Raw genomic sequence first — 13,180 nt, 5'->3', positions numbered from 1 at the left:
ATTCTTGCAGCTTCTTTTGCAGCGGCTGTGCCAACCTTTAATTCTGGCTACAACCCCTTTGTCTTCTGGGGGTGGTGTGATGCTGATGGTCGTCGTTTGTCTTGTTTTGGTTAAATTGCTTAACTGGCTTAGTCATATTCACTATCCGCAGAAATACAACAGCAAAGCGTATGGATTCAGAAAATGACTTCCGGCGTGCTTGAAAGGCCGCACAGGCAGTCTTAAATAGTCGGCACTGACGAATCAAATTTTCTGGAGTAATTCGATGTTACGTGTGGGACTGTTTCTCGCCACCAACTTTGCCATTCTGCTGGTGTTGGGTGTGTTCTTGAATGTGATACTGCCGATGTTCGGCATTCAGCTTGGTGACACCTCAACGCTGTTGTTCTTTGCCGCGGCATTTGGCTTTGGCGGCAGTTTTATTTCCTTATGGATGTCCAAATGGATGGCCGTTCGTTCAACCCGAGCTCATGTGATTACTCAGCCATCGAGCCCGATGGAACGCTGGTTAATGCAAACGGTGGCTCGTTTGGCTCAGGGGGCCAATATTCCCATGCCGGAAGTCGCCATATTCCCGAGCCAGTCAATCAATGCGTTCGCCACCGGGGCCAGCAAGCGCAATTCACTGGTGGCGGTCAGTAGCGGTATGTTGCAGCAGATGACTCAGGACGAACAGGAAGCGGTGTTAGCGCACGAAATTGCCCATATCGCGAATGGCGACATGGTTACCATGGCCCTGATCCAAGGCGTTTTGAATACCTTTGTGATTTTCCTGGCGCGCATTATTGCCAACGCCATTTCCAGCGTCGTGGCGCGCGGCGAAGAAGGGCGTGGACTGGGTATGTTTGCCTACATGGGCGTCGTGTTTGTGTTGGAAATCGTGCTGGGTATTCTGGCCAGTATTGTCGCCATGTGGTTCTCGCGCCAGCGAGAATACCGGGCTGACAAGGGCTCTGCCGATCTAGTGGGTGCACCGAAGATGATCGCAGCGTTAGAACGGCTGAAGCGATCGTCCGAACCCGAACTGGAAGGTCAGTTGGTGGCCTTTGGTATTAATGGTAAGCGCTCTGAAATGTTTGCCTCGCATCCCAGTTTGGACAGCCGGATAAATGCACTGCGACAACGTTGATTACCTGATCTGTATCCACTAATGACCCTTTATGCCCGCGTAAGCGGGTGTTTTTTTAATGGCGGCGTGGCTATGATGCCTGTCTCGTTAATAAAGGGTATGAGTGTGCTGAAATTCAGATGCCTGGTCGCCGGGTTACTTGTTGTTTTATCGTCCGGACTGGCAACCGCGAGCAGTGCCGAGCCCTGGCTGCAGATTCAGCAACCCCTGTTTCAACTGATTTTCCCGCCTGAGCAGGAGGCCGAAGCTCAGCGGGTGGTGACCTTGCTGAATCAATACCTGGCAGAGCATCTGCAGGACTTGCCCATTGAGGGAGACTTTAAACCCGTTCCTATCGTCTTGTTTGCGCAGTCGCATGTCAGTAACGGCAAAGTCGGTTTGCCGCCATTTCGTTCGCATTGGTACAACAAACCTATGCCGCTAACCGGTCTGGAATGGTATGACACGTTAGCCGTCCATGAAGGCCGGCACATGGTGCAGTATCAGCAGTATTTTGATCATGAAACAGGGACATGGCTGCACTTCTTCTTTGGTGAGTCGGGAGTTGCGCTGTTCAGTCGTTGGTTGATTCCGGATTGGTATGCCGAAGGCGATGCTGTTTGGGCAGAAACCGTTTTAACCTCTGCCGGTCGGGGTCGAAATGCTGCCTTCAATCTGTGGTTGCGAACCGATTTGCTCAATAATTCGCCTTACCGCTATGAGCGAGCAATGCTCGGAACCGGTTTTGATCGCACTCCCTATTTATCTCCCTATGTTCTGGGTTATTTTTTTACCGACTATCTGCAGTCAAGGTATGACACCGGTTTAATGGATCGCGTACTCGCCAATACCGGCACGCTGAGCAGTGTGAGTTTTAATGGAGCGTTGCAAGATCAGACCGGCCTTAACCTCAATGAGCATTATGATCAGTGGATCTCACAGCGCACTCAACAATGGCAACAGCAGTTAGACGCGCTGAGTCTGACGGAAGTTCTGCCGTTGCTGCAGAATCCTTCGGACTCTTGGCGAAGCTGGTACCCGGTGGGTGTTCGTGGCGATGAGATTATTGCGGTTGAAGTGGATGTAACCCAAGGTTCGTTTCTGGTGGCCGTCCGTAACGGTCAATCCCGCAGGTTGACCGATCTGTCCCCGAAAGTCACGGCCAGCTATGTGTCTGGCGCGAAGAGCAAAGCGGTGTTTTTGGCGGATGACCGCGTGTGTTGGGTAGTCAGTGTGCGGCATGCCACGCGACCCGATGCCGGTAGTGCTAACCTGGAGTGCTGGTCGGATGCTGCGGGTCTGGCAGTGGTCCTGTCAGACCAGAAAATTACTGCGGCCAGCTATGCCGATGGCGAGTTTTTGGTTCATGAATTTCGTTCCGATCGCAGTAGCGCCCTAGTGGTTTACTCTGCGGATGGACAGCGTTTGTCTGACTTGGCCTTGCCGCAGCGTGCACTGGTTTATGACATTGCCCCAAGTCGGGGAAGCTGGGTGTTCGTTATGCAACTGGATGACGGGCACGGGATCTTTCATGTCAATGGTGCCTTGACGGATCTGACATTGTTGAGGGCCGCAAACCAGGAAAACCTGCGCGCGCCCTTACTAACCAATAATTGGCTGCTGTATTCTTCCGATGCTAGTGGCATCGATCAACTGCAGGCCATGTCGCGAAACCAGTTTGACTCCTACCAGGTGATGAGCCGTCCATACGGCACTTACTTTCCGGTTTACGATGTGGATTCCAACCGTCTGATTGCGGCGGATTACACGGCAAAGGGCCAGCAATTGATCGCTGTGGATTTTGACGACGCCATGCAGGTCAGCGATGCCTGGCAGCCACAGTCTGTCGCAAACAACTTGCCAATGACCATTCACAAGGGTGCACAGGTGGAGCGGGCTCGGGCTGAAGTGCTGCCCTATCGGCGCTCTTCGAATTTGTGGAACCCGCACAGTTGGTCGCTGAACTACGACAGCGAGCGGCTGGTGGGCGAAATACAATCTACCGACGTCTTCGGGCGCTTGAACGTCACCACCCAATTAGGTTTGCAGCAATCACAAGCGGACTGGCTGGGCTCGGTAAACGTAAATTGGCTGACGGATGAGGGGACGCAACTGGGTTATCTCAGGCAGAGAGACTTTCTCAGCTCTGGTGAAGCCTTTACCTTGCACGGTCTCTCGCTGGCAGCGCCACAAGTGTCAGAGAAAGGTGCGTTGCAACAGCGTGTGCAACCTGAGTTTCGCCTGATTCACATCATGCCGGAAGAGCTGGGCAGTCTGACATTGGCGGCCGCCAGTTTGGGGTATGTCTCTTCGCGGGCACCGGCGTATCAGGATATCAATGTGCCGTGGGGTTTTGCTCAGAATCTAACCGGACAGTTGGCGCTGCAGACCGGTGGTGTCGTCTTACTTTCCGATACCAGTGGAGTACAGCGTGGCTTCAATCACAAGGCTTCAGTCGAGTGGGGGCTGCAAGCCCAGTACCGGGTTGGCGACATATTTTCGTTGTTGCCAGCAACGATATTCTTCCCGGACTCACTGCAAGAGGAATTGACAACACGAACGCGTCTTACCTACCGGCATAATTTCGGTGCCATTGGGCAGACGTTGACGCCTGCCTTGTATTGGCGCAATACCGAATTAAGTTTGACCGCGGTCGGGCAACAGGATTCTGCGTTGACCAGTGCAGTTGGCGTGACCCTTTCGCCGAACATAAACCTGTTCCGTAATGCCTCCGTGATGATTTCGCCTTCTTTTTCGGTTTACTATCAATTAAATACACAGCAATGGTCGATCTATTATCAACTAGGGCTAGCTGGCTGGTAAGTCGATCGTGATTGAGAAAGTCGACGCCGTTCGGGTATTCAAAACCCAGTTAAGCAGCTAGACTCAACCGAATAGCCGTGCTCTGCATCCGCCGGTGATCACCAGCGACGGGGTCCGGTCATTTCTTTTGGGGCACAATTAAACGGAAATCGGACCATGGAGGTGTCACAGACCTTTGAATTCATTGAGAAAGATCAGCGAAAGCCCGGTTAATCTAAGATGAGCTCCACCTTCATGATTTTGCATCTCTCAACTTAGGTTACGATCCGTTAGCATGGCGACAAATAACTATTTAGCGCTTCGGTTAAGACAACAATTCAAATTAGGGGGACCGACCGTCCAATGACTATTGCAGAGCAGATCAACAGTGTTTTAGAAGCCCGACCGTTTGATAATCTGGGACTTTTCCAGCAACCCCAAGGCTGGTTAATTCGGGTGTTTCTGGCCAACGCCGACAGTATTTCGGTTCATTCACTGGACGGCAGCACCGACTACGGTGTTATGAAGCAGGTTGATCCTCTGGGCTTGTTTGAGTTGTCGATAACAACCGCTTCCCGTCCGATTTACTGTCTGCACGTGACGGAAGGAAGTCAAACCTGGCAGTTGATCGATGCCTTTCAGTTTCAGGAACGGGCACTGACCGATTTCCCGTGCGATTCCGATACTCTCTATAAAACCATGGGTGCGCAGCTCTGCAGCGCTGACACGGATGAAGGTGAGGTGAAAGGGGTCCGTTTCGCGGTTTATGCCCCCAATGCCCGCTGTGTCAGTGTCATCGGCAATTTCAATAACTGGGATGGCCGTCGCCACCCGATGCAAAGCAACAGTGATGGTATCTGGCGTTTGTTTGTCCCGGAAGTCAGCGCCGGTGACTCCTATAAGTTTGAGTTGAAAGACGCCAGGGAACATCTGCTGCCGCATAAATCAGACCCGTACAATTTCTATTGTGCTCAGCACCCGGAATTTAACTCGATCGTTTTCGACCATAGCCAGTATCAGTGGCAGGACGACGCTTGGCGTAATCGGACGCCGGTACCGCCGACCAAAGCGCCGATGGCTGTGTATGAAATCCACGCAGGTTCCTGGCGGCGCAAAGATGGGCATGTGATGAATTTCCGCGAACTGGCAGACGAACTGGTGCCGTATCTGGTCGATATGAACTTCACTCACGTCGAATTTGTCCCGGTCAGCGAGCACCCATTTGATGGCAGTTGGGGATATCAACCGCTGGGGTTGTTCGCACCAACAAGCCGATTCGGATCGCCTGATGATTTTAAATACCTGGTGGATCGATGCCATCAGGCAAACATTGCCGTGATTGTCGATTGGGTTCCGGCGCATTTCCCATCCGACTCGCATGGATTGGCCCTGTTTGACGGCACCGCACTGTATGAATATGAAGATCCGCGACGCGGTTGGCACCCGGACTGGAATTCCTACATCTACGATTTTGGCCGTTTTACCGTGCGGGATTTTCTGATCAGTTCGGCGTTAGTCTGGTTGGATTATTTCCATGTTGATGGCATTCGTGTTGATGCCGTTGCTTCTATGCTGTACCTGGACTATTCCCGGGAAGACGGTGAATGGGTGCCGAATGTCGATGGCGGAAACCACAACTATGAAGCCATTGAGTTTGTGAAGCGTTTCAATGAGACCGTTTATGGCAAGTTCCCGAAAGCAATGACCATTGCAGAGGAGTCCACCGCATTTGACGGGGTGACCCGTCCGGTGTTTGCCGGAGGGCTGGGCTTTGGATTTAAATGGAATATGGGTTGGATGCATGACTCACTGGAGTACATGAAGCGGGACCCGATTCATCGCACCTATCACCACAACGAAATGACCTTTTCGATGGTTTATTCGTTCAATGAAAACTTTGTGTTGCCACTGTCTCACGACGAAGTCGTGCACGGAAAAGGCTCCATTTTGGACCGTATGCCCGGCGACGAATGGCAGAAAACCGCGAACCTTCGTGCCTATTACGGCTTCATGTACGGTCACCCCGGGAAAAAGCTGAATTTCATGGGCAATGAGATTGCCCAAGGCATTGAATGGAACCACCAGACCGAGTTAGATTGGTATCTGGTGCAGTTTGACCGCCACAAAGGCATGCAGAACCTGTTCCGGGACTTAAATCGACTGCACCGTGATGAGCCGTCATTGCATGAGCGCGATTGTGATCCCGCCGGTTTCCGGTGGATCAATCACGACGATTCGGCGGCCAATATCTTCAGTTGGGTTCGCTACTCCGATGCCAATGACATCATTGTTGTCGTGGCCAATATGACGCCCAATCCGCATGGCAGCTACCGCATTGGTGTGCCGGGCGCCGGGCGCTATGACGTTATCCTGAATACGGATTCCCATTTTTACGGCGGTAGTAACTACGACGTTGGGGACGCGTTTAACTCGATCAACGAGTCAGCAAATGGCTTACCTTTTGCTTTGGATATCCGCGTGCCGCCGTTGGCTACCCTGTTTTTCAAGCTGAAACCGGTTACCATTGGCTGAATTAAAGTACGGTGACTGTTAAAGGGTTGAGGTGAAACATGATGACTCGGGTAAGTCCTGCCCTGGGTGTTGAGGTCGGGCGACCATTTCCATTAGGTATTAAGGTGCATAACGGCGGTGTGAATTTCGCCGTTTACAGCCCGGATGCACATGGTATTGAGCTGTGTTTGTTCGATGAACAGGATAACGAGCTCGGTCGACACCGGTTGCCTGCGCGGACCGGGGATATCTGGCATGGGTTTATTAATGGGCTGACACCTGGGCAGCGTTATGGTTACCGGGTTCATGGACCATTTGAGCCGTTTCATGGTTTGTGGTTTAACCCAAGTAAGGTGATCCTGGACCCTTACGCACCGGAAATATCCGGCCCGATTGTGCCTAATAAGTTGATGTTTGCGCACGACATTCATGTGACTGGAGAGATTGTTCCAGATGAACAGGACAACGCCAAACACATCCCGAAGGGCCGTATTCCCTACAACCGGTATTTTGAGTGGTCTTCTGAACGTCCGCACGTCAATTGGCGGGAAACGATTATTTATGAACTTCACCCAAAAGGGTTTAGCCAAACTAACGCTGCACTGCCGGAGGACATCCGCGGGACCTATTTGGGCATTGCGCATCCCGAGAGTATTGAACATCTCAAGCGGTTGGGCATAACCACCGTAGAACTGCTGCCCTGTTTCGCTTTTATGCCGGAGCACCGAATCTCAGAGTTGGGTCTGACGAACTACTGGGGCTATAACCCGGCCTTATTTTTTGCCCCGGAACCCCGCTACGCCAAAGAGGATGCCGTCGTTGAGTTTAAAACCATGGTAAATGCTCTTCATGAGGCGGGCATCGAAGTCATCTTGGATGTTGTGTACAACCACACTGCTGAAAGTGGCATGTTGGGTCCGGTTATCGCCAATAAAGGGTTGCATGCGCGTGAATTCTATCGTTACCTGGATGGTGACTACACCCACTATATCGACAACTCCGGTTGCGGAAACTCGGTAAACAGCCATCACCCCTATGCGTTAAAACTGATTCTCGACAGCATGCGACACTGGATGCAGGAATATCGTATAGACGGCTTCCGTTTCGATTTGGCCGCCAGTTTAGGCCGAGAAAAATGGGATTTCTCGCAGGAATCGGCTTTTTTCAAAGCCATTTTGCAGGACCCGTTACTGTCCACCGGAAAAATGATTGCCGAACCCTGGGATATTGGTCGCCATGGCTACCAACTCGGGAATTTCCCAGAACAGTGGTATGAGTGCAATGACAAGTTCCGTGACACCGTGCGGAAATTCTGGCGTGGCGATGATGGGGTTACCGGCGATTTTGCGACTCGACTTATGGGCTCCAGCGATGTGTTTCATAAGGGCGCTACCTGCTATTCAGCCAGCGTCAATTACGTCTGTTACCACGATGGCTTTACCCTGCATGACCTGGTGTCCTACAACAGTCGACACAACGAAGCGAATAAAGAACATAACCTGGATGGTCACGGTAATAACCTCAGCCGAAATTACGGAGTTGAAGGGGAAACCCAGGACAGTAAAATCCTTGAAATCAGGGCTCGGCAAAAGCGTAATATCATTACGACGTTGATGATGTCCCAAGGCGCAGTGCACTTCCTCGGCGGGGATGAAATGGGCCGAACGCAGAACGGTAATAACAATGCCTATTGCCAGGACAATGACATCAGCTGGTACCAGTGGCAGAAGCGTGATGCCAAATTGGAAGCTTTCACCGCACAGGTTATCGCGCTGCGTAAAAGCAGTTCACTGTTTAATGACCTGATCCTGAAAGATCAGCAGGGTTACCAGTCACCCTTTTCGTCAGATGAGGTGCATTGGTACCGCGCTGATGGTTACGCCATGGAAATAAAGGATTGGCACAACCCGAAAACCAAAGTGTTCGGAATGTTGTTGTCCAGTGACATCAAGAATCCGGCAGTCAATCTCCATTTATGCGATGAGTATTACCTGGTGTTGTTCAATGCCAGTGAAGCGGATATAAACTTTGTGCTGCCTGCCAACCCAATCAGTGGCTGGGTCGTACTCTGTGACACAGCGCGTAACGACGGTCTGTTACCCGAAGAGCCCATGCTGGCCAAAGGCAATTATGATTTATTTGCTCAGTCGGTAGTGGTATTAGGTAAAGCGCACACCAATTAGCGGGAATAGAAACAATAATATCGATGAAGGTTCGACAGTAAGATGCCTGATCGCCCACACGGTGACATCCTGCTGACCACGCAGGGAAATATTCTGATCGCCCAGTATATCGGCATGTTCAATCTGGATGGCATGCAGCTGGGTGTTCAGGCCATGCAGTCGGCCATTGCACGGTTTGATGGAGAACCCTTTGCCATGCTGATTGATGACCTTCAGGTCGAAGGCGGAACCCCAGAAGCCTATGAAGCCCTGGAAATCTTTAATCAATGGCTGAATTCTCAGAACATGGTGGCCAAAGCCACCGTGATCACGTCGAAAGTCAAACTAAAAATCATTGACTCACTGGTGGCCAGTCGTAAAAAACAAAATCATCAGGCCTTTACTACGATGTCAGACGCCATCAGCTGGTTAACGGAACAATTGAACCAGACCAATGGTTAACTGACTCCCCCATCTTGCATTGCACCGGTGTCCGCGCCGGTTCAGCGTGATTTGAAGTAGCATTCGGGCTAGAATGCCCGTTCGTTTCCAAATCACAGATTATTGCCTGCTATGTCTATTACTCACGCCATTGTGCATCAACTGTTTCGCAATTCGACCACGGCTGAACTCAACCTTCGCGAAGAAGAGTTAGAGCAGAATGAGCAGTTGTCGGATTTGATCAATTTTATGAAAACAGCGTTTTACAACCGCAGCAGTAAACAGTACGGTCAGTTCAGTGAAGAAAGCGGTCATTTCAAAGCATTAACCGGGCAATGGCAGCAGAAAAGTGTCGGCTTCGTTACCATGAGTCAGCAGCTGATGAAGCAACTGCAATTGGAGATCGAAGAGAAAGAACTTGAGTTTGAAGGTCATTGGTTGTTTGCTAATGAATCACTGGAAGATGGCGACTACCTGTGGTTTTTTCATCTGAAGCACAAAAATGGCATCGCATTGACGCAAAAGATGGACATTACTGATTCCTCTATTATTGATTTTTCAAAACTGGGTTTTGGTGGCGTGGTGGACTTAACGGCTTTGGCCGGACAAGACCAGAAATATCTGACCGTAAGTTTTGGTTTTGGCGACCGTCAGCTGCAATCGGCATTGCTGGAGTTTGTGAATTTTGTCGATACCATCAATACGGCGGTCGATACCGAACGCTTCATGGAGATAGTGAAAGCTTACAGTGAAACCCTACCTCCGGAAAAAGGCGGTAATTATCGTCGCAAAGCCATCGAATATTGTGCGGAGCAGGACAAGTTGGGTGAGACCGTGGTGGCCAATGAAATATCGGTTGTCCTTAACGATGAGGTCGCCCCCGGAGTGTCACAATCTCTGGTAGCCTATATGGAAAACACACAACCAGAAGCCAAAAAAGAGTTTATACCCGATCGCAAGAGTTTAAAAAAGTACTTACGCTATACCGGTAAAAGCAAAGAAGTATCGATCAGTTTCAGTAACGAAATACTCGGCAAGAATGTGAACTTTGATCCTAGTACGGAATCACTCACCATCACTAATTTACCGGCAGCGCTGTTAAAACAGCTAAAAGAAGAATTGGGCATTGCCTAAATCCCTCTTACACAACCTTTGAGAATTCGACCATGACGAACAACGACATACTCCGTCGCTTGCGCTACACCCTGAATATCACCAATCAGAAAATGATGGATCTGTACGCGCTGGGTGGTTTGCCGGTGGATGAAAACAAGGTAATTACCTGGTTAAAACGCGACGATGATGAGGGCTATAAATCCTGCCCGGATAAAGCGTTTGCACATTTTTTGAATGGATTGATAATTAATAAGCGCGGACCACAAGAGGGGGCAGTGCCTGAAACCGAAGACGAGCTGACCAACAATATTGTGCTGCGTAAATTGAAAATTGCCTTCAATCTGCAAGCGGAAGATATTCTTGCCATTCTTGAAGAAGTGGATTTTCGATTGAGTAAATCGGAATTGAGTGCCTTTTTCCGAAAACCAACCCATAAGAATTTTCGTGAGTGCAAGGATCAGGTGTTGCGTAATTTCTTAACCGGACTGCAGCATCGGTTGCGTGGTAAAGCGCCGGAATCCGATCCGTCCTGAGGTGTCATGATGAGAATTCCGTTTGTCGTCAGTGATGTGTTTACGGATCGGCGGTATGGTGGCAATCCATTGGCCGTGGTGCTCAATGCCCAAGGCCTGGCCACCGAACAGATGCAGCAGATCGCCCGTGAGTTCAATTATTCCGAGACCACCTTTGTCTTACCGCCTGAGCGCGGCGGTGATTATCGGGTCCGAATTTTTACCACTACGACGGAGTTTCCGTTTGCCGGTCATCCGAATATCGGGACGGCGATCGTGTTGGCTGAACAAGGCTTGCTGCCGGACAGTGGCCGCTTTGTTTTCGAAGAGTTAGCGGGTGATGTGCCTGTGACCGTCCAGCGTGCGGATAATGGTTCCTGGCAGGCGGAGCTGCGCGCTCCTGAAGCATTGAGCAAGGGCCAGACTTTTTCTGCAGAGTTAATCAGCCAGGTTTTATCGTTGCCCTGTGACGATATAGTTGTGTCGCAACACCAACCGATGGCGATCTCCGTTGGACTGCCCTTTATTGCGGTGCAATTGCGGCATGTCGAGGCGCTGCGCAAGGCGAAAGTAAACAGCGTTGCACTGGAGGCGCTGCTGACAGAAAGTGAGTCACCGTTCCTGCATGTCTATGCCCATTCCGACGATGAAGTCGACATCCGCTGTCGTATGTTTGCGCCAACCGATGGTGTGCCGGAAGATCCAGCTACAGGCAGCGCGAACTGTGCCCTGGCGGCGCTGCTGGCGGATCTGGATACGCGGGGAAACCATGAGTATTGTTGGACGATTGCGCAAGGTGTGGAAATGGGGCGCCCCAGTGAGCTTCGCGCCCGGGTGATCAAACAACACAATCAGGTTTGTGATGTCTATATTGGTGGCGGTGCGGTGGTTTTCAGCCAGGGTGAAATTCACCACGAATAGACTTGGAATGACCTAATTTTTGAAAAGGAAGACGCATGTCAGAAGCATCTCTATCGACTCTTGATTCTGTGAACGGCCAATCGAGCGGACCGATTCTCGCGCAGCGCGCATTGGCTTGGTCCATCCGGCTGATATCTGCGTTGGTGTGGACCAGCACCTTGCTGTTCGGTTTGTATATTCTGGCCTTTTACGCGGTACCCTTTTTCCAGCAGGACATGCACAGTTGGAATGCAACGCTAAACAATTTGTACAGTGAAGATACCACGACAGCGACCGCCGGTATCGGTCTGCACTTTATGGCCGGCGGCCTGATTCTGATTTTCGGTTGCGTTCAATTGATGAGTTCAGTGCGCGCCCGTTTTCCTGTCTTGCACCACTGGCTTGGTCGTATTTACGTGACCGCAGCGCTGCTAACTGCCATCGGTGGTCTGGTGTTTGTGGTCAGCAAAGGCACCATTGGAGGCTGGGTCATGGATCTTGGGTTTGGGCTGTACGGTGTTTTAATGATTGTGTGTGCCGTCATGACGATTCGCCTGGCCATGGCAAAACAGTTTGTGGATCATCGCCGGTGGGCTTTGCGGTTGTTTGCGCTGGCCGTCGGTTCCTGGCTGTATCGCATGGATTATGGTTTTTGGTATCTGCTGACGGATAACGCCGGTCACAATGAGACCTTTACCGGCCCGTTTGATTATGTGATGGACTTCTTTTTCTTTATCCCGAATCTGCTGGTGGTTGAAATTATTCTGAGGGCACCGGTCGCCACGTGGCGCCCCGTCATGCTCTGGTGTTTCAGTGGTGTGTTGGTCGTGGCTTCCGGTTTTGTGATTTTGGGTACTTACGCGTTCACCACGCTCTATTGGGGCCCGGCGATTCTGGGGATTTTCTGATCGGTTTTGGTTTGAAAGCCGAAGCATGACTTGCTTTAAAAGTCTTTGACTTTGCCGCGCAATGCTTTGGTTTTACCGTGTTTGGTTTTCTTATCCACTCGCTTGCGTTGTGAGCTTCGCGTTGGTTTGGTATCTCGGCGGGCTTTCTGGGTTTTGGTCGCATCCAGGATCAACGCCTTGAGACGCTCAAATGCATCTGTTCGATTCTTTTCTTGTGTTCTGAAGGTCTGCGCCTTAATAACGATCACCCCATCTTTACTGATTCGGCTGTCGCTCAACGCCAGTAACCGCTCCTTATAGAACTCCGGCAACGATGATGCGCGAACATCAAAGCGCAGGTGAATAGCGCTGGAGACCTTGTTAACGTTTTGACCACCCGCACCCTGCGCACGGATCGCGGAAATCTCCAACTCCTCGTCGGGAATAAAAACGGCGTTTGACAGTTGCAGCATGAAGGCTCCTTAATCTGAGCCAGCCAGTATACCGAAACTGAAAAGAAGATGCCGTGAGAGGGTTCAGACATCTGTGTCTTGTTGCAAAGAACCAATCTGGTCCGACGACTATGGTTCGGTTCTTCTTCTACGTTTTTCTTCGCGGTTTTTTCTTTCCAAGGGGAGATCCCCTTGCACCCCCTTTGTCGCTCGCTTTGGTTTTCTGCCCTGCCTGACACGTACTTCGAACGGTCGCTTGAGCGTGCATCCCTGCACGCGCGGCGCTTAC

General features: G+C 51.0%; 10 protein-coding genes. 9 read left to right on the top strand and 1 reads right to left on the bottom strand.

The features are described 5' to 3' along the window. Positions 1 to 265: 265 nt before the first annotated feature. From htpX to IYN85_RS13395, 9 genes are all read left to right on the top strand, one after another. Positions 266 to 1,129 (top strand): protease HtpX, encoded by an 864-nt coding sequence (htpX, locus tag IYN85_RS13435; RefSeq protein ID WP_196159422.1) that lies wholly within the window; start codon positions 266 to 268, stop codon positions 1,127 to 1,129. Between the two features lie 105 nt (positions 1,130 to 1,234). Beyond that, positions 1,235 to 3,931, top strand: coding sequence for a hypothetical protein (locus tag IYN85_RS13430; protein WP_196159421.1), 2,697 nt, complete (start codon positions 1,235 to 1,237; stop codon positions 3,929 to 3,931). 342 nt (positions 3,932 to 4,273) lie between these two features. Further along, positions 4,274 to 6,442, top strand: coding sequence for a 1,4-alpha-glucan branching protein GlgB (gene glgB / locus IYN85_RS13425; protein WP_196159420.1), 2,169 nt, complete (start codon positions 4,274 to 4,276; stop codon positions 6,440 to 6,442). 38 nt (positions 6,443 to 6,480) lie between these two features. Continuing rightward, positions 6,481 to 8,604: a glycogen debranching protein GlgX gene (gene glgX, locus IYN85_RS13420; RefSeq protein WP_196159419.1), complete on the top strand. Its 2,124-nt coding sequence runs from the start codon at positions 6,481 to 6,483 to the stop codon at positions 8,602 to 8,604. Between the two features lie 42 nt (positions 8,605 to 8,646). Continuing rightward, positions 8,647 to 9,045 carry an STAS/SEC14 domain-containing protein gene (locus IYN85_RS13415; RefSeq protein WP_196159418.1) on the top strand — a complete coding sequence of 133 codons (399 nt, stop codon included), beginning with the start codon at positions 8,647 to 8,649 and terminating at the stop codon, positions 9,043 to 9,045. A gap of 111 nt (positions 9,046 to 9,156) precedes the next feature. After that, positions 9,157 to 10,158, top strand: coding sequence for a nucleoid-associated protein (locus IYN85_RS13410; protein ID WP_196159417.1), 1,002 nt, complete (start codon positions 9,157 to 9,159; stop codon positions 10,156 to 10,158). A gap of 32 nt (positions 10,159 to 10,190) precedes the next feature. Continuing rightward, a complete protein-coding gene (locus IYN85_RS13405) occupies positions 10,191 to 10,673 on the top strand; it encodes a DUF1456 family protein (RefSeq protein ID WP_196159416.1) in 483 nt (160 codons plus the stop codon). A 6-nt stretch (positions 10,674 to 10,679) separates the two neighbouring features. Further along, the gene (locus tag IYN85_RS13400) at positions 10,680 to 11,573 is read left to right on the top strand and encodes a PhzF family phenazine biosynthesis protein (RefSeq protein WP_230390733.1); all 894 of its coding nucleotides are present in this window, start codon (positions 10,680 to 10,682) and stop codon (positions 11,571 to 11,573) included. Positions 11,574 to 11,608: 35 nt separating this feature from the next. Then, positions 11,609 to 12,460, top strand: coding sequence for a DUF2306 domain-containing protein (locus tag IYN85_RS13395; protein WP_196159415.1), 852 nt, complete (start codon positions 11,609 to 11,611; stop codon positions 12,458 to 12,460). A gap of 35 nt (positions 12,461 to 12,495) precedes the next feature. Here the strand turns inward: IYN85_RS13395 and arfB are convergent, their stop codons facing one another. Then, complete coding sequence (gene arfB / locus IYN85_RS13390) at positions 12,496 to 12,912, bottom strand: alternative ribosome rescue aminoacyl-tRNA hydrolase ArfB (protein ID WP_196159414.1); 417 nt, start codon at positions 12,910 to 12,912, stop codon at positions 12,496 to 12,498. Positions 12,913 to 13,180 lie beyond the last annotated feature (268 nt).

Source organism: Reinekea sp. G2M2-21 (genome assembly GCF_015687175.1).
Taxonomy (GTDB): domain Bacteria; phylum Pseudomonadota; class Gammaproteobacteria; order Pseudomonadales; family Natronospirillaceae; genus Reinekea.
The sequence above is the reverse complement of the archived record's forward strand: the minus strand, read 5'-3'. Positions and strand labels throughout refer to the sequence as shown.